We start from the raw sequence: 20,584 nt of genomic DNA, 5'->3' as shown, positions 1-20,584 counted from the left end.
CGGCCGGAAAAGCTGTCATGGAGTGCGGGGACGGTAGCCAACCTCGGCATGCCCCTCGTGTCCGCCAGTCCTCCGGGCATCACGACCCCAGGCGGCCCGCGTGTCCGTTCCCGCCGGCCAGAGTGACGCCGAGTTGATCGCCGCCGTGCGTGCGGGAACGGTCAGCGCCTACGGCACCCTCTACGAACGGCACTGCGAGGCGGCCCGCAACCTGACCTGCCAGCTCGCCAAATCCGATGCGGAGGCCGACGACCTGGTGTCCGAGGCGTTCGCGAGGGTGTTCAACGCCCTGTGCACGGGCAAAGGACCCGGCTCGGCCTTCCGCGCGTATCTGCTGACCACGCTGTGGCATGTCGCCCACGACGTGACCGAAGACCTGTCCGAGCCGATCGGCAAGGACGCGGCGGCGCTGGCTGTGCCGTTCGCGGACACCGCGGTCGGCGCTCGCCGCGAAGGCGTTCGCTTGGCTGCCCGAACGCTGGCAGGCAGTGCTGTGGCACACCGAGATCGAACAGCAGAGCCCGGCCGAGGTCGCGCCGCTGCTCGGACTGACCCCCAACGGTGTCTCGGCGCTCGCCTACCGCGCCCGCGAGGGGCTCCGGCAGGCCTGTCTGCAGGTCCGTTTGTCGGAGAACCAAGCGGAAGGCTGCCGGGCGACGGACTGCCCCAACGGGAGCGTGTTCGGGTCGAGAACCACTTGGACGGATGCGAGAGCTGCCGTGCGCTCGCCTCGAAACTTGTGGATATCAACGGCGGACTGCGCATGATTATCGCCCCGATCGTCCTGGGCGGGGCGGCCCCCGGTTACCTGGCGACCGTCAGCGCAGAGAAAGCTGCGGCCGCCGCCGGGGTAAGGCGAGTGCTCGACAGCCGGTCGCCGTCGCAGTGTCCGGAACCCGTCTTCATCGCGGCGCTCGCCGTTGGGGCAGTCACCATGACGCTTGCCGCGGGCGGTATGCAACGGCCTCCGGCTGCCTCCTCGCCGATCGCCACCGTATCTCTTGTCCGAGATCCGAAACGTCTTCAACCACGTCGCCGAGTCCTGGCAGTGCGGCACGGCAAGGTCCGAACCTGCTGATTCAGCCCCGCGCCCACGGGATCGGCTCGTCCGCGAGGCTCAGGTACAGGCTCTTCTGCCGCTGGTAACTGCGGATCGCGGTGCGGCCCTTGTCCGTGCCGAGGCCGCTTTCCTTGGTGCCGCTGAACGGTGTCGAGATGCTGAACTGCTTGTAGGTGTTGATCCACACCGTCCCGGCCTCGACGCGGCGTGCCAGCCGAAGCGCGCGGCGGTAGTCGGCGGTCCAGATGCCGCACGCCAGGCCGTAGACGGTCGAGTTGGCCTGGGCGACCAGGTCTTCCTCGTCCTCGTAGGGCAGCAGGACGCCGACCGGTCCGAAGATTTCCTCCTGGCACGTCTTCGCGTCCGGGGCGAGGCTGTCCAGCAGGGTGGGCAGGTAGTACGCGCCGCGCGACAAGCGTTCGTCATCGGGGATTCGGCCACCGCAGCGGACGACCGCACCTTCTTCGCGGGCGCGGTCGACCATCGCGGCCACCTTGTCGCGGTGCGCGAACGTCGCCAGCGGAGCGACCTGAGTGGCGGGATCGGTGCCCGGGCCCAGTCGCAAGGCGGTGGCAGCGGCGATCAGCCGGGAAGCCCATTCGTCGTACTGCCTGCGCGGCAGGAAGATTCGCGATCCGGCGACGCAGCTCTGGCCGGTCGAGGAGAAGATTCCATACAGGATTCCGGCGACGGTCTCCTCGACGTCGGCGTCCTCGCAGACGATCGTCGGGGATTTGCCGCCCAGTTCCATGGTGACCGGGATGATCCGGTCCGCGGCGACGCGGCCCAGCACGCGCCCGGTGGTCGTGCCGCCGGTGAAGGCGAGCTTGCCGACCAGCGGGTGCCGGGAGATCGCGTCGCCGACGACCGTGCCGGGGCCGGGCAGGACCGACAGCAGCGCGGGCGGCATGCCCGCGTCCTGGACGAGGCGGGCCAGTGCCAGCGAAACCAGGGGAGTGGCTTCCGCGGGTTTGAGCAGGACGGCGTTCCCGGCGGCCAGCGCGGGGGCGATTTTCTGGGCGTCGCTGGCGATCGGCGAGTTCCACGGCGTGATCGCGCCGACGACTCCGATCGGTTCGTGCACGCTCATCGTCAGGTGCGCGCCGCGGCTCGGCGGGAGTTCGCCTTCGAGGGTTTCGAGCGCGGCCGCGTAGTACCGGAAAGTACCGGCCGCGCTCGCGACCAGCGCGCGGGTTTCGCCGAGCGCCTTGCCGGTGTTGCGGGTTTGCAGCAGGGCGAGCGGCTCGGCGTGGTCCTCGATCGCGTCGGCGACGCGGGCCAGCAGCCGGGCGCGCTGGTGCGGCAGCAGGTCTCGCCACGCCGGGTCCGCGGCGGCCGCGGCACCGGCGCAGGCGGCGGCGTCGACCTGGGCGGAGTCGGCGGCGTGGATCGAGGCGACCGTTGACCCGTCGGCGGGATCCACGCACGCGGACGCGGGACCGCCGCCGCGCTGCCAGCCGCCGCCGACCGGGATTTCGTCGGGCGGGACGGGGAAGGGCTGCATGGGCGACGTCCTTTCGGCACGGGTGACGGGGATGCGACCGAGGAAACCTTAGGACTAAGATTTCGTCAACCCTCTGGCCGGATCAAGGACCGGTACCTGGCTCCCAGGCGGCGCCATGGGCGCGGGTGCGGGGCCGGGCGGCTCTCGTCGGAGCCGGAGCGGAGGGCGGGGTTGCCGCCCGTGATCTCCTCGCGGACCTGCGGCCGCGGCCACCCGGGCGCCAAGGTCCGCGAAGCCCCGCACGGCGCGCGAGCCGCCGGAAAGAATTTTAGGCCTGAGGGGTTGTGCGGATCACAGCCCTCGGGGTACAACCCTTATCAGTAAGTCTCTTAGACCTAAGGCATTCGGCGGCGAGCCCGCCGAGGACCACCGGAGGAGTTGCCCCGCGATGACCACCACCGAAAGCACGAATCAGCACCTTGAGGAGCTCATCGACTCGTGCATCGCCGCTCGCGAGACGCGGTACGAGGACTGGGACACCCTCGGCTTCCAGGCCGCCGCGAAGGGCGACGAGTTCCGCCGCGCGCAGATCCGCTACATCGGCTCCGGCGCGACCGGCAACCACGAGGGCGACGCCCGCCAGCTGCCCTCGGAGCACTTCACCTTCTCCAACATGCGGCTGCCGGTCGGCGCGATCGGCCCGGAGCACACCCACCACGACGTGGAAGAGGCGTTCTTCGTCCTCGAAGGCACGCTGGAGGTGACCGTGCACGACGTCGAGGACGGCACCAAGACCGCGACCCGCGTGCTCGGCTACCGCGACCTGATCCGCGTGCCCGCCGGGGTGCCGCGCAGCCTGCGCAACGCCGGCGACACCGACGCGCTGTTCTGCGTCATCATCGGCGCGCAGAAGCCGCAGCTGCCGACCTACCCGCCCACCTCGCCGATGCACGGCGTCACTCGCTGAGGACGACCGCGATGCCGACGATGCTGCGGGTGCACCGGACGACGTGGCTGGCCGACCGGGTCACGCAGGTGGAACTGCGCGATCCGGAAGGAAAGCCGCTGCCCGGCTGGGAGCCGGGAGCGCATCTTTCCCTGCACCTGCCGAACGGGCTGGTGCGCGAGTACTCTCTTTGCGGCGACCCGGCCGATCGGCACAGCTGGACGGTCGCGGTGCTGCGGGAGGAATCCTCGCGCGGCGGCAGCGCGTGGGTGCACGAGCGGCTCACCGCGGGCAGCGTCCTGCCCGTCGAGGGCCCGCGCAACACCTTCGAGCTGCACGACGCTCCGGAGCACCTGCTCATCGCCGGCGGCATCGGCGTGACCCCGATCCTCGCGATGGCCGGGAAACTCGCCGGCGGCCGCGCGCCGTGGTCCATGCTCTACTGTGGACGGTCGCGCGGCGGAATGGCTTTCCTGGACGAGCTTTCCGGCCTCGCCGGGGACCGGCTGGAAGTACACGCCGACGACGAGCACGGCGGTCCGCCCGATCTGGCCGCGAGGCTGGCCGGGCTCGCGCCGGGCACGGTCGTGCACTGCTGCGGCCCCGAACCGCTGCTCCGCGCGGTCGAGGCGGCCCTGCCGGAAACGGCCGCCCTGCGGGTCGAACGCTTCCGGGCCCCCGAGGCTCCGGCAGCCGCGCCGGGAACGGGATTCGACGTCGTGTGCGCCGGTTCCGGGACCCGGGTCGCGGTCGCCGCCGACGAGTCCATTGTGGACGCTCTCGGCCGCGCCGGGATCTCCGTGCCGACCTCGTGCCGCGAGGGCGTGTGCGGGACCTGTGAAACGAAGGTGCTCTCCGGCGAGCCGGACCACCGCGATTTCGTGCTCGACGACGACGAGAAGGCGACCGCCGGGACCATGATGCTGTGCGTGTCGCGGTGCCGCTCCGCCGAACTCGTTCTTGACCTCTAGGAGCCGGCCATGGCCGGACACACCCACCGGCAGCTCGCCGTGCTGCGCGCCGCCGCCGCGGGGCACGTGGAAATGACGTGCAGCCGCGAACCGCACCTTTACGTCGACGGCCTCGCCTGCTGCGACCCGACACTCGGGCACCAGCTGGCCGGGCTGCTCGCCCCCGAACCGGCCGCTCCGCGCGGACCGGGGCTGCGGGTGCCCGCGGTGCTCACCGCCGCCGGGCAGGCCGCGCTCGCCCCGTCCGCCGCCGCTTGAGCGTCGTGAGCGGCAATCCCGGTGAGAACCGGCATCGCCACTCACGAGGCCTGACCACCACGAACCGAAGGGAACGCCCGATGCCGCTGCAGCTGCGGCCGGTGCAGAGCCGCACCGCCCCGCCGACGAGCTACGAGAACGCGCTGTCCGACGAGCTGGAAGCCGTCTACGGCCGGGGTGTGCACGACCTGCCCGGCGTGGTCTCCGCGCTCAACGCGGGCGGCCTGCGCCCGGCCGACGGCTCCGACTGGGCCGAAGAGACGTTCACCGCAGAACTGGCGCGGCTNAGGCGTGATGGCGACCAGAACCGCTGAGGAGCTGCTGGCGCTGGGCCTGCGCGACCGCTGGTACCCGCTGTGCCCGTCCGGCACCGTCAACCGCGGCGAGCTGACCCGCATCGAGCGGGCCGGGGAGAAACTGCTGCTCTGGCGCGACTCCGCAGGGGTCGTGCACGTTCAGGAAGACCGCTGTCCGCACCGTGGCGCGCGGCTTTCGCTCGGCGTGCACATGGGCGACCGGGTCGCTTGCAACTACCACGGCGTGCAGGTGGACGGCGACGGTGTCGTCGTGTCGGTCCCGGGCAGCCCCGGATGTGCGCTGGAGGGCCGTCGCGCGCTGCGGACGTTCCCGGCGGAGGAACACGCCGGTGCGGTGTTCGCCTGGTTCGGCTTGGACGAGGCCGCCGAGCCGAAGCCGTTGCAGCTGCCGGACCCGATCGCGGGCGGCGAGTGGGACGCCTTCCCCTGCTACGTCGAATGGGACGCGCCGTATGGCTACTCCCTGGACAACCTGCTCGACCCGATGCACGGCGCGTTCCTGCACCGCAACAGCCACACCATGTTCGGCGGCAAGCGCGAGGCCGTCTTCCAGATCCGCGCGATCGACGACGGGTTCGTCTTCGAGAAGACCGACCAGCGCGGCGTGAACTTCGACTGGGTGCAGCTGACCGAAGCCGGCGCCCAGTGGGTCACGCTCGACATCCCGTACCCGGAAACCGCCGGTCCGGGCGGTGCGTTCACTATCGTCGCGGCGCTGTGCGCGATCAACGAAACCCAGCACGCGGCCTTCTTCTGGCGCTGCCGCAAGGTTTCCGGCTGGGAACGCGACAGCTGGCGCGTCCTCTACCGCAACCGGCTCGAAGCCCGGCACTGGGCGGTGCTGGAGCAGGACCGCGAGATGGCCGAGGCGATGCCGCTCGACGCGTGGGACCGGGAAAACCTGTACCAGCACGACATCGCGCTCGTCCGGATGCGCCGGTTGCTGCGGTCGGAAGCCCGCCGCCAGGCCGCCGTGCTCGCCGCTCCCGCCGCAGCCCCCGCGACTGCCGCGCCCGTGCCCGCCCCGACCCGCTGACCTTTCAGGAGGCCTCATGTCCGCCGAACCCATCGCGCGGCTCCGCGCCCTGCGCGCGGTGACGCTGCGTTCGACGCAGTGCGCCGATTCCGGCGAGTTCTACCGCGAAGTCTGGGGGCTGCAGCAGGTCGAAGCCGACCGCGGCGCTGTGTGGCTGCGCGGTTCCGGCGACGAGCACCACGTGCTCCAGCTCGAACAGGCCGACCAGAACGCGCTGGGCAAGATCGCCTTCGCCGTCGCCACTGCGCGCGAGGTCGACGCGGCCGCCGCCCGCCTGGCCGCGCACGGCGTTCCGCTGGTCACCGAACCCGGCAAGCTCGACCAGGTCGGCGGCGGGTACGGCCTGCGCTTCGCCGATCCGGAAGGCCGGCTGGTGGAGCTGTCCGCCGAGGTCGACGCTGTGGTCCCGGGCGATCCGTACGGGCGCGCCGCGGTGCCGCGGAAACTGGCGCACGTCGTGCTCAACACGGCCGACATCGACGCGGCCTGCGAGTTCTACACGCGGGTGCTGGGCATGCGGATCTCCGACTGGTCCGAGCACCAGATGGCGTTCCTGCGCTGCAACGCCGACCACCACGTGATCGCCTTCAACCAGGCGGAATTCGCGTCGGTGAACCACATCGCGTACGAGATGAACTCGATCGACCATTTCATGCGCGGCATCGGGCGGCTCAAGCACAACGGCGTCACGCCGCTGTGGGGTCCCGGCCGGCACGGTCCGGGCAGCAACACGTTCGGCTACTTCGCCGACCCGGCCGGGCTCGTCTGCGAGTACACCTCCGAGGTCGCGCAGGTCGAGGAAGACGCGTGGCTGTGCCGGGTGTGGCGGCGCACGCCGGAGCTGTCCGACCTGTGGGGCACCGCGGGTCCGCCGTCGAAGGACGTCCGCGCGCACATGCGCGGCGTGCCGGATCCCGGCTACTCGGCGTGGTGGCAGTCGTGAAGGTAGGAGTGCTGGGCGCGGGGTCGATCGGTTCGGTCGTCGCGGAGGCGCTGCGCGACGGGCTGGTCCCGGGCGCGGAGCTGGGCGGGGTGGTCGATCCGGCGCTTTCCCCGGCGGGACTGCCGATGTGCGCGCTGCCGGAGCTGCTGTCCGTTTCGGACTTGGTGGTCGAGGCCGCCGGGCAGCGGGCGCTGGCGGACGCCGGACCGCAGGTGCTGTCGGCGGGGTGCGACCTGCTGGTGGTTTCGGTCGGCGCGCTGGCGGCGGACGGGTTGCTGGAGAAGCTGCTCGCGGCCGGGCCGGGTGCGGTCCAGTTGTCGACTGGCGCGATCGGCGGGCTTGACCTGTTGCGTTCGGCGGCGCTGCTCGGGCGGTTCGAGCGGGTGGTCATCGAGACGACGAAGAAGGCGTCTTCGCTGGTCCAGCCGTGGATGTCCGCGGAAGAGGCTGACGCGCTGCGGGAGGCGACCGCTCCGGTCGAGCTGCGGCGCGGGCCTGCGCGGGAGATCACCGCGGCGTTCCCGAAATCGGCGAATGTGGCTGCGTCGGTGGCGTTGGCGGTGCGGGATTGGGACGTCGTGGAGGCGGCGGTGATCGCCGATCCGGCCGCGCCGTTGACCTCGCACGTGATCACCGCGGCCGGGCCGGCGGGGGAGTACCGGTTCGAGATCCGGAACCGGCCGTCGCCGCAGACGCCGACGTCGAGCCGGGTCGTGCCGTACGCGGTGCTGTCCGCGCTGGAAGCGCTGGCGGCGCCGAGGGCGGTGTTCCGGTGACCTCCACAGTGGACGGTGTGCAGGTGCGGATCGCCGGGGACGGCAGTCCCGTGCTGTTGCTGCACGGCATCGGCGGTTCGAGCGCTTCGTTCGACGCGCAGCTGGCCGGCCTGGCGCCGAAACACCGCGTGCTGGCTTGGGACGCACCGGGTTACGGCAGTTCGGCCGATCCGGAAAAGCCGCTGGGCATGGCCGGATACGCGGCGCTCGTCGGCCGTCTGCTGACCTCGCTGGACGCGGCCCCCGCACATCTCGTGGGCGTCTCGTGGGGCGGCGTGATCGCGACCCGGGTCGCGCTGGACTACCCGGAGGTCGTGCGGTCGCTGGTGCTGGCCGATTCGACCCGCGGCTCCGGCATCGACTCCGAGCGGGCCGCGGTGATGCGGGCCCGGCCGGGCGAACTGAACCGGGTGGGTGCGGCGGAATTCGCGCGCCGGCGCGCGCCTCGGCTGCTCGCGCCTGGCGCGGATCCCGCGGTGGCGCAACGGGTCGAGGACATCATGGCGGGGATTCGGCTGCCCGGGTACACCTCCGCCGCGGAATCGATGGCCGAGACGGACCACGGTCCTCGGCTGTCCCGGATCTCGGTGCCGACGCTGGTGCTCGTCGGCGAGCACGACCAGGTGACCGGGGTGTCCGAGTCGCGACGGCTCGCCGCGTCGATTCCGGGCGCACGGCTCGAAATGCTCCCCGGCGGGCACGCGGCGAATCAGGAAGCGCCGCACCGGTTTTCCGCCGAGGTCGTGGACTTTCTGTCCCAAGTGGACTCGGTGGTGGCGCGATGAAGGACCGGCTGTATGTGGTCACCGGCGCGGGCCGCGGGCTAGGCTGGGCGATCGCCCGCGAGATCGGCCGTCAAGGCGGTCGCGTCGTGATTGCCGAACGTTCTCCGGACCGGGCCGCGGACGGGGTCGCCCGGTTGCACGCGGAGGGCGTCGAGGCACACCGGATCGACACGGATGTCGCGGATCCGGAGTCGGTCGAGGCTCTGGCGGACGCGGTCGCGAAGCTCGGCCCGTTGCACGGCCTGGTGAACAACGCGGCGATGGCGGACGGCGTGGGCGGCAAGCACTTCGCCGAGTTGGACGTCGAAGCGTGGGACACGTTGATGACCGTCAACGCTCGCGGTCCGTGGCTCGTCTCCCGGGCGCTGTATCCGCAGCTCGCGCGGACCGGCGGACGCATCGTGAACCTCGCCTCCGACGCCGCCCTGTACGGCTCGCCGCGACTGGTCCAGTACGTGGCCTCCAAGGGCGCGGTGATCGCGATGACTCGCACGATGGCGCGGGATGGCGGCCCGGACGGCGTGACGGTCAACGCGGTCGCGCCCGGGCTGACCGAAGTCGAAGCCACTGCGGGCATTCCGCGGGAGCGGCACGAGCTGTACGCGACGAACCGCGCGCTGACCCGGCCGCAGCAGCCGGAGGACGTCGTCGGTTCGGTGGCGTTCCTGCTGTCCGACGCGGCCTCCTACATCACCGGCCAGACCCTCGTGGTCGACGGCGGATTCGTCTGCAGCTGAAGGGAAAACCCGTGGATTTGGGATTGAAGGGCGCGGCGGTGCTCGTGACCGGGGCCAGCTCCGGCGTCGGGCTCGCGACCGCGGCCGCGCTGCTGGCCGAGGGCGCGCACGTCGCCGCCTGCGCCCGCGACGGCGTCCGGCTGGAAAAGGCCCTCGCCGATCTGCCCCGCGCCGAGGGAGCCCGGCTGTACACCGCGTCCTGCGACGTGCTCGACCAGGCGCAGGTGGAAACGTTCGTCGCCGAGGCCGCCCGTGAGCTGGGCGGCCTGGCCGGGGTCGTGAACAACGCGGGCCGGTCGCTGATGGCGCGGCTCGCCGAGACCACCGACGGCCAGTGGCGCGCCGAGCTGCACCTCAAGATCTTCTCAGTGCTGCACGTCGTCCGGGCCGCGTTGCCGTGGCTGCGGACGGCGGCGAATCCGGCTGTGGTGAACGTGAACGCGATCCTCGCGCGGCAGCCCGAACCCCGGTTGGCGGCCACTTCGGCGGCGAGGGCGGCGCTGCTCAATCTCTCCACGACTCTGGCGGCCGAATTGGCCGGGGACGGCGTGCGGGTCAACTCGGTCTGCCTCGGCCTGGTCGACACCGGACAGTGGCGACGCAGGTACGAGGCTTCCGGCAGCGGGCTGTCCTTTGTGGACTGGTCAGCGGAGCTGGCTGCCGGCCGGGGGATTCCGCTTGGCAGGCTCGGCACCGCGGAAGAGGTCGCTTTCCCCATCGTCACGCTGCTTTCGCCGCGTGCCTCCTACGTGACCGGCGCGACGATCGACGTCGGCGGCGGCATCGCCCGTTACGTCTAGAAGGGACGGACCCATGAATCACGGTCACGGAGGCGAGCTTCTCGTTCGCCTGCTGTCCGAAGCCGGCGCGGACACCGCCTTCGGCGTGGTGAGTGTGCACAACCTGCCGCTGGTGGAAGCGGTCGCGCGGCATTCGCGGTTCGTGCCCGTGCGGCACGAGGCAGCCGCGGTGAACGCCGCCGACGGATACGCACGCGCCAGCGGCGGCCTCGGCGTCGCGATCACCAGCACCGGCACCGGCGCGGGCAACGCGGCGGGTGCGCTGGTCGAGGCGCTCACGGCGGGCAGTCGCGTGCTGCACGTGACCGGCCAGATCGACTCCGAATTCCTCGGCAGCGGCCGCGGCGTGATCCACGAGACGCGTGACCAGATCGGCATGCTGACCGCGATTTCCAAGCACGCGGCCACGGTGACGTCGGTGGAGACCGCCGAGGAGACGCTGCGCGCGGCGATCCGGCACGCGCTGTCGGTGCCGAGCGGCCCGGCGAGCGTCGAATGGCCTATCGATCTGCAGTACTCGCGACACGAGTTCCGTCCTGGCTCGCTTGAGCCGGCGCCGATCCCGCCGCCCGACGCCGCTGTGCTCGCGGAAGCCGCCGAATTGCTCGCTGCCGCACGCCGTCCGGTGTTCTGGCTCGGCGGGGGAGCGACCGGCGCGCGCGACGAGGTGCGCGCGCTCGCGGAACGGTTCGGTGCGGCGGTGTTCACCAGCAACTCCGGCCGCGGCACGGTGCCGGAGAACCACGAACTGGTCGTCGGGAACTTCGCCGCGCACGAGCAGTCGGCCCGGCTCCTCGCCGACGCCGACCTGCTCGTCTCGATCGGCACGCACTTCCGCTCGAACGAAACCAAGCACTACCACCTCGCGTTGCCCGAGCGGCACCTGCAGATCGACGTCGACGCCGAAGCGCTGGGCCGCGTCTACCCGGCCACCGTCGGAGTGCGAGGCGATGCCGCGACCGTGCTCGCCGGTCTGTCCACTGTGGAAGCCAACACCGAACCGGGCTGGCGCGACCGCGTCATCGAGACCCGGAAAGCCGTGCGGGACAAGCTGAACGAGGCGATCGGCCCGTACGCGGAGATCTGCGCCGCACTGCGCGAGGGCCTCCCGGCCGAGTCCGTGATCGCCCGCGACGTGACCATCCCGTCCAGCCAGTGGGGCAACCGGCTGCTGGACATCCACGACCCGCGCACCAACGTGTTCCCGGCCGGCGGCGGCATCGGACAGGGCCTGGCGACCGGCATCGGGGCCGCGCTCGCGACGCCGGACGCGCCGACCGTGGTGATGGTCGGCGACGGCGGCCTCGCGGTGCATCTCGGCGAGCTGTGCACGCTGGCGCAGGAACGGCCGTGGCTCGCGCTGGTCGTGTTCAACGACGGCGGATACGGCGTGCTGCGCAACATGCAGGACCACCACCGCGGACAGCGCGCCGGCGTCGACCTGTTCACCCCCGATTTCGCGCGCCTGGCGCAGTCGCTGGACCTGCCGCACACGCTGGTGTCGAAGCCGGGCCAGTTCGCCGACGCGCTGGCGAAAGCGGTGGCCCAGCACGGTCCGTCGGTGATCGAGGTGGACGTGACCGCTTTGCCCGCGACGCCGCGGCCGTTCGTGCCGCCGGTGCCGGTTCCGGAGAGCTGAGGGAGACCAGACGTGGGAGGCACCATCGAAGCTGCCGAAGTCCGCCATCACGGGCACGGACCCGCGAATCGCCGCCGCCGGGTGGTGCGGACGTCCGCGCCGCTGCTGGTACGGCATCCGCCCGGCCGCGTGCGCGGCGCGGTGCTCGTGCTGCACGGCGCCGCCGGGCTCGACGAACCCGTCGAGAACTGCTGCCGCACGCTCGCAAGCTGCGGATACGTCACTGTCGCGCCGCTGTTCTACTACGAGACCGGCGGCCACACCTTCGGCCAGGACAAAGCGGAGGCCGCGTTCGCCGCGCTCGCGCTTTCCGACCTCGAAGCCGACCTCGCCGGCGCGCTCGACTACCTCGGGACCCGGCTGGGAATGCCGCGCCACCGCGTGGCCGCCGCCGGTTTCGGCTCCGCCGCCCACCTCGCCGAACTGGCCTCGGTGGACCTCGCCGCCGCTCTCGGGCCCGCGCCGCCACCGTGGCCCGGCACGCCCGGATTCGACCCGCACGCACCCGATCGGCTCGTGCTGCCCGCCGGACCTTCCGCCGCGGACGACCTGGTCCGGTTCCTGGACGCCGGACTTTCCTGCGGCCCCGCGTCAAGTCCGTGAGGGGAACCCGGACGGACTCCGATTCCCGCAGGGTTCCCCGCACCGACACGCACCCGCCGCGAGGCCTTGAGTTCGTGGCATCGCTCCCGAACCCCCGACGATCGACTGCACGCTCCGGCTCCGAGGAGGGCCCATGAGTATCGCCGCCACCCCCGAGGTGACCCAGCGGGACATCGCCGCCCGGCTGGAACGGCTCCCGATGTCGCGATGGCAGGTCTCGATTCGCCTGATCATCGGCATCGTCACGTTCTTCGAGGCGTTCGACCAGCTGCTGATCGCCTACACCCTGCCGGTCATCGGCCGCGAATGGCACATGACGACCGCCGCCAGCACCGCGACGCTGACCATCGGCTCGATCGGCATGCTGCTCGGCGCGCTCGCCTCCGGCTGGGCCGCCGACCGGATCGGCCGCGTCAAGGTGATCACCCTGTGCGTCGCCGTCACGGCGTTGTGCAGCCTGGCGATGACGTTGTGCACCGCGCTGCTGCCGTTCCTGATCCTGCGGTTCGTCCAAGGCCTGGCGATCGGCGGTGAAGTGCCGACCGCGGCCGCGTACATCGCGGAGATCAGCCGGGCTCGCCGTCGCGGCCGTTTCGTGTTGATGTACGAGATCGTCTTCCCGGCCGGGCTCGCGGTCGGCGCGCTGGTCGCGGCCTGGGTCATCCCGCACTGGGGCTGGCGTCCGCTGTTCGCGCTGGCCGCCGTTCCCGGTCTCGCCGCCGTGCTGCTGCAGCTGCGGATCCCGGAATCGCCGCGCTGGCTCGCCGCCCACGGGCACACCGAGAAGGCCGAGGCGACGATGTCGCTGATCGAGCGCCGGGTCGAGGAGTCGCTCGGCCGACCGCTGCCTCCGCCCGCCGTGACCACCGCGGCGCCGGCGGCGGCGCCCGCGAAGCGCAGTTCGTTCCGCGACCTGTTCGCCGGTCGCTACCGGCGGCGCACGCTGATGGTGTGGACGATCTGGTTCGTCGGCTACCTCGCCAACTACGGCATCACCTCGTGGCTGCCGACGCTGTACAAGGGCTCGTTCCACCTCTCGATCGGCCAGGCGCTCTGGTACAGCACCGCCACGTCGGTCGCCGGTCTCGTCGGCTGCCTGATCGCCGCGCTGGTCGTGGACAAGCTCGGCCGCCGGATCGTGCTGGCGGCGGGCTTGGGCGGGACGACCGCGATGCTGGTCGTGCTGGGCGCGCTCGGCGCCGGGACCCCGTTGCAGCTGCTGGTGTGGTCGTCGCTCGCGGCGATGTTCAACTTCGCGGTGAACGTCTGCCTGTACCTGTACACGCCGGAGCTGTACCCGACCCGCAGCCGCGCGCTGGGCGTCAGCCTCGGCGGCGTGCTGAACCGGTTCGGCCTGATCCTCGGTCCGATCCTGGTCGGCGCGCTGTACGCGGGCGGCGGCGGGCTCGCCTCGGTGTTCCTGGTGCTCGGCGGGATCTGCCTGGCCGGTGCGCTGGTCGCCGGGTTCTTCGCCGAGGAGACCAAGGGCCGCACGCTGGAAGAGGTTTCGCCGTGACGGACGCGCTGCGCGTGGTCCTGCTCGGCACGGCGGCCGGGCCGTACCCGGCGCCGGGCCGGCAGGGCTGCGCGAACGCGGTGGTGGTCGGCGGACGCGTCTACCTGGTCGACGCGGGCTACGGGACGCTCGGCAAGTGCGTCGCCGCCGGGCTGTCCCTGCGCGATCTGGCCGCGGTGTTCGTGACGCACCTGCACTCCGACCACGTCGCCGAACTGTTCACGCTTTTCCTGCTCGGCTGGGGCCCGGCCAACCAGGGCGTCATCGATCCGGTGCCGGTCTACGGCCCCGGGCCGGACCCGAGCGATCCCGGTCCGCCCGCCGCGGGCACCGAGGGTCTGGTCGCAGGCAGTCTCGCCGCGTTCGGACAGGACGTCGCGGTGCGGCAGCGGACCAGCGACCGGCCGCGGCTGGCCGGGCTCATCCGCCCCGCCGACCTCTCGGTGGCGGCGGGTGCGGAAATCGTGGTGCACGAGGACGATCGGGTGCGCGTGACGGCTCGGGCTGTCCCGCATCCGCCGTTGCGGCTGGCGCTGGGCTACCGGTTCGAGACCGAACACGGCGTGGTCNGTGGTCGCCTTCTCCGGCGACACCGCCCGCAGCGACGCGGTCGGCGAGCTGGCCGCGGGCGCCGGCTTGCTGGTGCACGAAGCGATGGAGCCCGATTTCTACCGCAGCATCGGCTATTCGCCGAAGCTGCTGGACTTCCTCGCCGCCTCGCACACCTCGCCGGCGGACGTCGGCCGGGTCGCCGCGGCGGCCGGGGCCCGGCGGGTCGCGCTGTCGCACCTCGGCCCGGCCGATCCCGCCCGCCTCGACGACGAGGGCTGGCTCACGCGGGTCCGCCCGCACTACTCCGGCCCGGTCGTCGTGGGCCACGATCTGCTCGACCTCACTGTCTGAAAGGAGCTTGCGCTGTGCCGGAAATCGCGATCGTCGGCGGCGGGATCGGCGGCCTGGCCGCCGCTGCCGCCCTGCGGAAGGCCGGATTCTCGCCGGTCGTGCACGAACAGGCGGCCGGATTCGGCCGGGTCGGCGCGGACATCAACCTGACGCCCAACGCCGTCCGCGCCCTCGACGGCCTCGGCGTCGGCGGCGAACTGCGCGAAACCGCCGCGCGGCCGAAGTTCCGGATCAGCCGCACCTGGGACACCGGCGAAGAAACCTCGCGGCTGCCGATGGGCGACGAGGCCGAACGCCGCTACGGCTCGCCGCAGCTCACCATGCACCGCGCGGATCTGCTGGCCGCCTTGGAACGCGCGCTGCCGGACGGCGTCGTCCGCTTGGGACACAAGCTGACCGGACTGTCCACAACGGACCGAGTCGAGCTGGACTTCAGCGGCACCAGCGTTTCCGCCGATATCGTGATCGGCGCCGACGGCATCCACTCCGCCGTCCGCACCGCGTTGTTCGGGGCGGAACACCCGGAGTTCACCGGTGTGGTCGCGTACCGCGCGGTGCTGCCCGCGGGCTCGGTGGACGTGCCGAACCTGGACTGTTTCACCAAATGGTGGGGTCCGGATCCGGACACGCAGCTGGTGACTTTCCCGCTCAACCGCGGCGAGGACGTGTTCGTCTTCGCCACGACGAGGCAAAGCCAATGGCGGCACGAATCCTGGACCGCCCCGGGGGATGTCGACGAGCTGCGCGAGGCGTATCGGGGCTTCCACCCCGAGGCCCGCGCGTTGCTGGAGGCGTGCGATTCGGTGCTGCAATCCGCGCTGTACGTCCGCGATCCGCTGCCGAACTGGTCTTCCGGCCTGGCGACGCTGCTGGGCGACGCGTGCCACCCGATGATGCCGTTCATGGCGCAGGGCGCGGGAATGGCCGTCGAGGACAGTGTCGTGCTGGCGCGAGCGCTGGCGGCGTACCCGAACATCGAGGTCGCGCTGAAGGCATACCAGGCGGCCCGGCTGGACCGGACCCGCGAAGTGCAGCTTGCCTCGCGGGGCAACAGCTGGCTCAAGCAGAGCGGGACGAACTCGGCCGCGGCGGACGCCATCTACGGATACGATGCCTGGCACGCGCCGGTGTGACCCGGGGTCGCGAGTGGCAATGCCGGTGAGAACCGGCATTGCCGCTCACGAGACCCCAGCCCCCGGCACACCGCCGCTCTCCCGCTTCACTTCGCACCGCTGCTCTCCTGCTTCACACCGCCGCTCTCCCGCTGCACCGACCTGCGGCGGACTTCGCCGACCAGCACCGTCACGGCCGCCGCGAAGAAGACCGCCTGCATGGCTGTGCGCCACGGCAGCTCGTCCCACCACGGAAGGTTCTCGCCGGTCAGCGCCAAGTGGACGTTGGCCGGGAACATCACCGCGAGGAGCAGGGCGAGCCCGCCCGCGGCGAGCAGTCTCAGACGAGGGATCAGCAGCCCGATCGCGCCCGCCCATTCGGCCAGTCCGGTGAGCGTGACGAGCAGTTCGGGCGCGGGCAGCCACGGCGGCACCATCGCCACCAGGTCCGCGCGCAGGAACGCGAAGTGGACGAATCCGGTGAGCAGGAACATCGCCGCGAGGCCGGTGCGCACCGCGGCCTGCAGCGGAGCGGCGGGCGTGCCCCGGACCAGGCAGACGACGAACGCGGCGACGCCGACCGCGACGAGCGTGACGAGCGGTTCCATGGCAGGGCCCTCCGTTAATCTTGTCAGTGACTAGACGCAGGTTAGCCGCTTCGTCTAGTCACTGACAAGTTCATGGCATACTCGGGGCATGGCACGGCGTTATCACCACGGCGACCTGCGGCAGGCGGTGCTGACCGCGGCCGTCGAGGTGCTCGGCGAATCCGGTCCGGCCGCGGTCAACCTGCGCGATCTGGCCCGCCGGGTCGGGGTCTCGCACGCCGCCCCGGCACACCATTTCGGCGATCGCACCGGCTTGCTCACCGCTGTGGCCGCGCAGGGATTCGACCTCCTCGCGGATACCCTCGCGGAAATGTCGCCCTCGTCGGACCTGCTCGAGGCCGGCGTCGCCTACGTCTCGTTCGCGGTCGCGCACCGGGCGCATTTCGAGGTGATGTTCCGTGCGGACCTGCTCCGCGGCGACGATCCGGACCTGCGGGCCGCGCGGCAGCGCAGCGGCCAGGCGCTGGACTGGGCCATCGCCGGGTTCCGGGACGGAAGCGTCGATCCGGTGGTCGCCGGCGCGGCGGCCTGGTCGCTCGTGCACGGGTTCGCGACGCTCTGGCTGCAGCGGGCGCTGCCCGCGGACCTCGGCGACGACGTTCGGGCGGCCGCCCGCGCGGTGGCGGAACTGCTTGTCCGGGGTGCGAACCCGCCTGCTGGCTGACCCGCGCGCCCCCGTCCGGGTGATCGACGGAACCGCGGTCGCGCCGCGGTCGTCTCATCGCCGACTTTCCCGGACCGGATGCCCGCGGTCCGGACGGCTGACATACTGGTGCGCGCGTCCGCCGAGGACGCCTGCTGGGAGGTGGACTGGGGTGAGTTCGCACCGGGTTACGGACTGGTCGGACGTCCGTGCGCTGCACAAGAAACAGGCCAAGGAGACGCACCGGTCCGGGCGGCCGGAGACGTCGGATTCCGTGCGGGACCCGTCCGGGGCGGGCACCGCCGAGATCGTCGCCGACACCGGCGTCATCGAGCTGGACCCGGCCGAGATCGCGGCGGCCGACGCGGAGCTGGAGAAGCGCCAGCAGGAGCTGACCGCCTGCCTCGAACAGGCCAAGCAGCTCGCGCATCCGCTCAAGGACGGCACCAGTCCGGTCGCCGCGCACCTGCGGCAGGCGTTCGGCGTGCGCGGATCCGCCGACGGCGGTGCGCAGGCGATCCTGCAGCAGTACCTCGACGAGCTGTCGTCCCTGCGGGAGGCCATCCGCCGGGCCGGCGCGGGGCACGTCCAGCAGGAAAGCGACGCGAAGGATTCGCTCGACGCGCTGGGCCGCCGGGCGGACGACGGGGGAGGGACGCCGGCATGAGCCGGACACCGGGTTACGAACGGCTGCCGTACGAGAAGCACCGCAAACGCCGGTTGTGGAGCGAGGACCACCCGCCCACCGCCAGGCAGCGCAGGGTCCTGCGGCGCACCAAGCTCGCCCAGCGGGCCAACCTGAAGGACGCGTCCTTCGGCAAGATCAACTGGAACGCCTGGGCGCACACCACGCTCTACGACATGATCATGACCGCGGACCCGGTCGAAATGGGCGCGTCGGCGCACCAATGGGGGAAGCTGGCGTACGACGTCGACTCGGCGACCTCCGCGGTGCACAAGACGGTGCAGAAGCTGCTGCTGTCCTGGCGCGGCGGCGCGGCCGGGAACGCGGCGCAGTCGGCGTCGAAGCTGACGTCCTGGGGCACGGGCGCGAGCGAGACGATGCGCACGGTCGGCGACAAGCTCGACCACTACACGAGCGCGGTCGAAACGGCGAAGCACAAGATGCCCGAACCGGTGTTCTACGCGGCGGAAAACCAGTTCCGCGACGGCTACGACCTCAACGCGGCCAGCGGTCCCAGCGGCGCGGTGATGGTCGATCAGCTCCTCGACGACCACCTGCCCGCCAAACGCGCGGCCTCGCACGCCAAGGCCGAGGCGGTCCGCGTGATGGAAGGCTACGAGACCTCCAGCAAGGGCGTGCACGACAAGCTGCCGCATTTCACCGACGCGCCGGCGGTCACGAACGTCGACCCGGAGGGCCGCTCGCGGAGCGAATCGCGCGGCTCCAGGGATGCTTCCGGTTCCCCGGACGCGGGCCTCACCACGGCTTCGTCCGCTCCGGCGGGAGGCGCCGGGCTGCTGCCGGGGGCGAGCGGTCCGGGCGGAACCGCCGGGATGCCGGGATCGCTGGGCGGCGGGCCGGGCGGCGCGCTCGGTTCCGGAGCGGGCGCCGGAAGCGGGAGCGCGATGCCGGGCGGGCTGCTGGGCGGCTCGGCCGGAGCCGGTGCCGGCGGCGCGGCGGCCGGTGCGGCTGGCGCCGCGGCAGGCATGCGCGGCGGCAGTCCGATGTCCGGCGGGTTCTTCCCGCCGATGGCGGGTCAGCGCGGCGACGGCTCCGACGACCACCAGAACCGCTACACCAAGGGCAGTTCCTTCGACTTCCTCGAGGACCTGCCGGACGCGTACCCGCCCGTGCTGGGCGAGTGAGGCGGGGATGGCCAGACATCTCCCGGCGGTCGACGGCGTAGCGCTCTCGCACCGGGAATTCGACCTGCTGTGGTCCGATTTCGACCTCGGTCCCGCGCCGTATCCGCTCGACGTGCCCTCGCACGGCGCCACGATGGACGAACGCGACCAGCTCGGCGCCCAGGTCGCGGAAAGCCTGGCGGCGGCCGGGCTGCTCGACGAGGACGACGAACCGCATCCGCGGCTCGGCCAGGTGTTCGCGGTGCTGGCCGAACCGGTGTTTTCGGTCGACCTGCTGGTGTTCCGCGATCCGCCGCTGCGCGCGCTGGCCGCGGCCGGGCGCAAACTGGGCGTGCTGGCCGTTCTCGACGCGGACGAGCTCGCGCTGCGGCCGTGCCTGCCCGACGACGTCCCGCAGCTCGCCGCGAGCGTCGTCGGCCCCGCCGAACCCGGGCCGGGCAACGCGGTGCGGTTGCCGCGCTCGGTGTTTTCCGAGGCGATGCAAGCGTTTGCGGACAGCGGGCACGCCGCGTTCGAGCGGGTGCTCGGCCGGGCCGGTCTCACCGGTCGGGACCTGCGGGCGATTTCGACGCTCGTCACCACGCCGCGGGTCGCGTACGGACAGTTCGCGGTGAACGGTCCGGGCGGTCGTTCGCCGGTAGTCGCTTGGTACGACACGGAGGCCGGGCGGTACGGCGCGGTCGTGCGGGAGTCCGCGGGCACGAAGTGGGTCACTGTCGCGCCCGCGGACCACGCGTGGCTCGCCGACCGGATGCAGGAACTCGGACGCGGGGTGTCGTCCGTTCGGGGGACAAGGGAACCTGAAGACGAAGAGTTCCGTCTCACTTAGGGCAGCGGCGAGGCGCCCTGCTGAAGGGGGCAGGAAATGAGCAAGTTGTCGGCCGAGGAAATCGCCCAGCACGCGTACCGGGCCGGGTTCCGCGGGCACGCGCTGACCACCGCGGTCGCGGTGGCGCTGGCGGAATCGGGCGGGAACACCCGTGCGCACAACGGGACCCCGCCGGACAACTCGTACGGGCTGTGGCAGGTCAACATGCTCGGCTCGCTCGGGCCCGCCCGCCGCCACGAGTTCCATCTGCGCTCCAACGACGAACTGTTCAACGCGGACGAGAACGCCAAGGCGGCCTGGGCGATTTCGGGGCACGGCAAGAGCTTCCAGCCGTGGTCCACCTACACCAACGGCGCGTACAAGAGCCATCTCGCCGCCGCGCGCAAGGCCGCCGAGGATGTCGCCCGCCACCACGGCAAGGGCGGGCACCACCCGCACAAACCCGACCGTCATCCGCACAAACCGCACCACGGCAAGGGCGGCAAGGACGGCGGGTTCAAGGCCGATCTCGAACAGTTCCTCGCCTACGAGCGCACCACCGAGCACGTCGCGGGCGAACTGGCCTCGGTCGGCAGGAAGACGGTGCACCGGGTCACCGGGATCGCGAAGGACAGCTTCGGGAAGGTCGGCCAGGAAACCGGATTCTCCGACGCGCTGGGTGATTTCAGCCGTTCGCTGGAATCGCAGGTGCGGGCCACCGGAGCGCACGCGCGCACGCTGAGCGCGTCGGTTTTCCGGGCCCGGCAGGCGTACGCGGGCGCGGATTCCGACGCGAGCGCGGCGATCAGCGAACACGACATCAAGGGCATTCTGGGCTGAGGGGGAATC

At 71.8% G+C, this 20,584-nt stretch carries 23 protein-coding genes and 1 pseudogene; 22 read left to right on the top strand and 2 right to left on the bottom strand.

Translation table 11 applies throughout. The features are described from left to right. Window positions 1-100 precede the first annotated feature (100 nt). Window positions 101-1,078: a sigma factor gene (locus tag A4R44_RS11185; protein ID WP_067579033.1), complete on the top strand. Its 978-nt coding sequence runs from the start codon at window positions 101-103 to the stop codon at window positions 1,076-1,078. 1 nt (window position 1,079) lies between these two features. Here the strand turns inward: A4R44_RS11185 and A4R44_RS11180 are convergent, their stop codons facing one another. Then, window positions 1,080-2,564, bottom strand: a complete 1,485-nt coding sequence (locus tag A4R44_RS11180) for an aldehyde dehydrogenase family protein (RefSeq protein ID WP_067579031.1) — start codon at window positions 2,562-2,564, stop codon at window positions 1,080-1,082. 388 nt (window positions 2,565-2,952) lie between these two features. Here A4R44_RS11180 and A4R44_RS11175 point away from each other — a divergent pair, with 388 nt between their 5' ends. From A4R44_RS11175 to A4R44_RS50180, 16 genes and pseudogenes are all read left to right on the top strand, one after another. Then, window positions 2,953-3,471, top strand: a complete 519-nt coding sequence (locus A4R44_RS11175) for a cupin domain-containing protein (protein ID WP_067579029.1) — start codon at window positions 2,953-2,955, stop codon at window positions 3,469-3,471. 11 nt (window positions 3,472-3,482) lie between these two features. Then, complete coding sequence (locus A4R44_RS11170; RefSeq protein ID WP_067579027.1) at window positions 3,483-4,421, top strand: PDR/VanB family oxidoreductase; 939 nt, start codon at window positions 3,483-3,485, stop codon at window positions 4,419-4,421. Between the two features lie 9 nt (window positions 4,422-4,430). After that, the gene (locus A4R44_RS11165) at window positions 4,431-4,679 is read left to right on the top strand and encodes a hypothetical protein (RefSeq protein WP_067579025.1); all 249 of its coding nucleotides are present in this window, start codon (window positions 4,431-4,433) and stop codon (window positions 4,677-4,679) included. A gap of 80 nt (window positions 4,680-4,759) precedes the next feature. Further along, a complete protein-coding gene (locus A4R44_RS11160; RefSeq protein ID WP_067579023.1) occupies window positions 4,760-4,993 on the top strand; it encodes a recombinase-like helix-turn-helix domain-containing protein in 234 nt (77 codons plus the stop codon). After that, entirely contained in the window at window positions 4,974-6,032 is a 1,059-nt protein-coding gene (locus A4R44_RS11155; RefSeq protein ID WP_067579021.1) for a Rieske 2Fe-2S domain-containing protein, read from the top strand. The genes A4R44_RS11160 and A4R44_RS11155 overlap by 20 nt, the downstream gene beginning before the upstream one ends. A 16-nt stretch (window positions 6,033-6,048) precedes the next feature. Next, window positions 6,049-6,975 (top strand): VOC family protein, encoded by a 927-nt coding sequence (locus tag A4R44_RS11150; protein ID WP_067579019.1) that lies wholly within the window; start codon window positions 6,049-6,051, stop codon window positions 6,973-6,975. Beyond that, window positions 6,972-7,751 (top strand): aspartate dehydrogenase domain-containing protein, encoded by a 780-nt coding sequence (locus A4R44_RS11145; protein WP_304456045.1) that lies wholly within the window; start codon window positions 6,972-6,974, stop codon window positions 7,749-7,751. The genes A4R44_RS11150 and A4R44_RS11145 overlap by 4 nt, the downstream gene beginning before the upstream one ends. Beyond that, complete coding sequence (locus A4R44_RS11140) at window positions 7,748-8,536, top strand: alpha/beta fold hydrolase (RefSeq protein WP_067579015.1); 789 nt, start codon at window positions 7,748-7,750, stop codon at window positions 8,534-8,536. Before A4R44_RS11145 ends, A4R44_RS11140 begins: the two co-directional genes overlap by 4 nt. Continuing rightward, window positions 8,533-9,273 carry a 3-oxoacyl-ACP reductase family protein gene (locus A4R44_RS11135; RefSeq protein WP_067579012.1) on the top strand — a complete coding sequence of 247 codons (741 nt, stop codon included), beginning with the start codon at window positions 8,533-8,535 and terminating at the stop codon, window positions 9,271-9,273. Before A4R44_RS11140 ends, A4R44_RS11135 begins: the two co-directional genes overlap by 4 nt. 11 nt (window positions 9,274-9,284) lie before the next feature. Continuing rightward, window positions 9,285-10,073, top strand: a complete 789-nt coding sequence (locus A4R44_RS11130) for an SDR family oxidoreductase (RefSeq protein WP_067579010.1) — start codon at window positions 9,285-9,287, stop codon at window positions 10,071-10,073. Between the two features lie 13 nt (window positions 10,074-10,086). Next, window positions 10,087-11,712, top strand: a complete 1,626-nt coding sequence (locus A4R44_RS11125; protein ID WP_067579007.1) for a thiamine pyrophosphate-binding protein — start codon at window positions 10,087-10,089, stop codon at window positions 11,710-11,712. Between the two features lie 12 nt (window positions 11,713-11,724). After that, window positions 11,725-12,315 (top strand): dienelactone hydrolase family protein, encoded by a 591-nt coding sequence (locus A4R44_RS11120; protein ID WP_067579005.1) that lies wholly within the window; start codon window positions 11,725-11,727, stop codon window positions 12,313-12,315. Window positions 12,316-12,448: 133 nt separating this feature from the next. Continuing rightward, window positions 12,449-13,831 carry an MFS transporter gene (locus tag A4R44_RS11115; protein ID WP_067579003.1) on the top strand — a complete coding sequence of 461 codons (1,383 nt, stop codon included), beginning with the start codon at window positions 12,449-12,451 and terminating at the stop codon, window positions 13,829-13,831. After that, a pseudogene (locus A4R44_RS52275) lies at window positions 13,828-13,998 on the top strand (MBL fold metallo-hydrolase); the annotation flags it as partial. The gene A4R44_RS11115 and the pseudogene A4R44_RS52275, both read left to right, overlap by 4 nt. A 403-nt stretch (window positions 13,999-14,401) precedes the next feature. Then, window positions 14,402-14,734, top strand: a complete 333-nt coding sequence (locus A4R44_RS50185) for a hypothetical protein (protein WP_232791565.1) — start codon at window positions 14,402-14,404, stop codon at window positions 14,732-14,734. A 14-nt stretch (window positions 14,735-14,748) separates the two neighbouring features. Further along, window positions 14,749-15,867, top strand: coding sequence for an FAD-dependent monooxygenase (locus A4R44_RS50180; RefSeq protein WP_067579001.1), 1,119 nt, complete (start codon window positions 14,749-14,751; stop codon window positions 15,865-15,867). A gap of 86 nt (window positions 15,868-15,953) precedes the next feature. Here A4R44_RS50180 and A4R44_RS11100 read toward each other — a convergent pair whose 3' ends face one another. Continuing rightward, window positions 15,954-16,454, bottom strand: a complete 501-nt coding sequence (locus tag A4R44_RS11100; protein ID WP_067578999.1) for a DoxX family protein — start codon at window positions 16,452-16,454, stop codon at window positions 15,954-15,956. An 88-nt stretch (window positions 16,455-16,542) separates the two neighbouring features. Here A4R44_RS11100 and A4R44_RS11095 point away from each other — a divergent pair, with 88 nt between their 5' ends. The 5 genes from A4R44_RS11095 to A4R44_RS11075 all read left to right on the top strand — a co-directional run bounded on the left by A4R44_RS11095 (window position 16,543) and on the right by A4R44_RS11075 (window position 20,575). Then, a complete protein-coding gene (locus tag A4R44_RS11095) occupies window positions 16,543-17,118 on the top strand; it encodes a TetR/AcrR family transcriptional regulator (RefSeq protein ID WP_067578997.1) in 576 nt (191 codons plus the stop codon). Between the two features lie 151 nt (window positions 17,119-17,269). Beyond that, the gene (locus tag A4R44_RS11090; RefSeq protein WP_067578995.1) at window positions 17,270-17,764 is read left to right on the top strand and encodes a hypothetical protein; all 495 of its coding nucleotides are present in this window, start codon (window positions 17,270-17,272) and stop codon (window positions 17,762-17,764) included. Beyond that, window positions 17,761-18,927: a WXG100 family type VII secretion target gene (locus tag A4R44_RS11085; RefSeq protein WP_067578993.1), complete on the top strand. Its 1,167-nt coding sequence runs from the start codon at window positions 17,761-17,763 to the stop codon at window positions 18,925-18,927. Before A4R44_RS11090 ends, A4R44_RS11085 begins: the two co-directional genes overlap by 4 nt. Window positions 18,928-18,934: 7 nt before the next feature. Continuing rightward, window positions 18,935-19,756 carry an ESX secretion-associated protein EspG gene (locus tag A4R44_RS11080; protein ID WP_067578989.1) on the top strand — a complete coding sequence of 274 codons (822 nt, stop codon included), beginning with the start codon at window positions 18,935-18,937 and terminating at the stop codon, window positions 19,754-19,756. A gap of 36 nt (window positions 19,757-19,792) precedes the next feature. Next, window positions 19,793-20,575: a transglycosylase SLT domain-containing protein gene (locus tag A4R44_RS11075; RefSeq protein ID WP_067578986.1), complete on the top strand. Its 783-nt coding sequence runs from the start codon at window positions 19,793-19,795 to the stop codon at window positions 20,573-20,575. Window positions 20,576-20,584: the final 9 nt, after the last annotated feature.

The organism is Amycolatopsis sp. M39 (genome assembly GCF_001651785.1).
Classification (GTDB): domain Bacteria; phylum Actinomycetota; class Actinomycetes; order Mycobacteriales; family Pseudonocardiaceae; genus Amycolatopsis; species Amycolatopsis rubida.
The sequence above is the reverse complement of the archived record's forward strand: the minus strand, read 5'-3'. Positions and strand labels throughout refer to the sequence as shown.

Coding starts and splice junctions, on each gene's coding strand:
- A4R44_RS11180 (WP_067579031.1), bottom strand. CDS start 2,564: ATGCAGCCCTTCCCCGTCCCGCCCGACGAAATCCCGGTCGGCGGCGGC.
- A4R44_RS11175 (WP_067579029.1), top strand. CDS start 2,953: ATGACCACCACCGAAAGCACGAATCAGCACCTTGAGGAGCTCATCGAC.
- A4R44_RS11170 (WP_067579027.1), top strand. CDS start 3,483: ATGCCGACGATGCTGCGGGTGCACCGGACGACGTGGCTGGCCGACCGG.
- A4R44_RS11165 (WP_067579025.1), top strand. CDS start 4,431: ATGGCCGGACACACCCACCGGCAGCTCGCCGTGCTGCGCGCCGCCGCC.
- A4R44_RS11155 (WP_067579021.1), top strand. CDS start 4,974: ATGGCGACCAGAACCGCTGAGGAGCTGCTGGCGCTGGGCCTGCGCGAC.
- A4R44_RS11150 (WP_067579019.1), top strand. CDS start 6,049: ATGTCCGCCGAACCCATCGCGCGGCTCCGCGCCCTGCGCGCGGTGACG.
- A4R44_RS11135 (WP_067579012.1), top strand. CDS start 8,533: ATGAAGGACCGGCTGTATGTGGTCACCGGCGCGGGCCGCGGGCTAGGC.
- A4R44_RS11125 (WP_067579007.1), top strand. CDS start 10,087: ATGAATCACGGTCACGGAGGCGAGCTTCTCGTTCGCCTGCTGTCCGAA.
- A4R44_RS11115 (WP_067579003.1), top strand. CDS start 12,449: ATGAGTATCGCCGCCACCCCCGAGGTGACCCAGCGGGACATCGCCGCC.
- A4R44_RS11100 (WP_067578999.1), bottom strand. CDS start 16,454: ATGGAACCGCTCGTCACGCTCGTCGCGGTCGGCGTCGCCGCGTTCGTC.
- A4R44_RS11095 (WP_067578997.1), top strand. CDS start 16,543: ATGGCACGGCGTTATCACCACGGCGACCTGCGGCAGGCGGTGCTGACC.
- A4R44_RS11085 (WP_067578993.1), top strand. CDS start 17,761: ATGAGCCGGACACCGGGTTACGAACGGCTGCCGTACGAGAAGCACCGC.
- A4R44_RS11080 (WP_067578989.1), top strand. CDS start 18,935: ATGGCCAGACATCTCCCGGCGGTCGACGGCGTAGCGCTCTCGCACCGG.
- A4R44_RS11075 (WP_067578986.1), top strand. CDS start 19,793: ATGAGCAAGTTGTCGGCCGAGGAAATCGCCCAGCACGCGTACCGGGCC.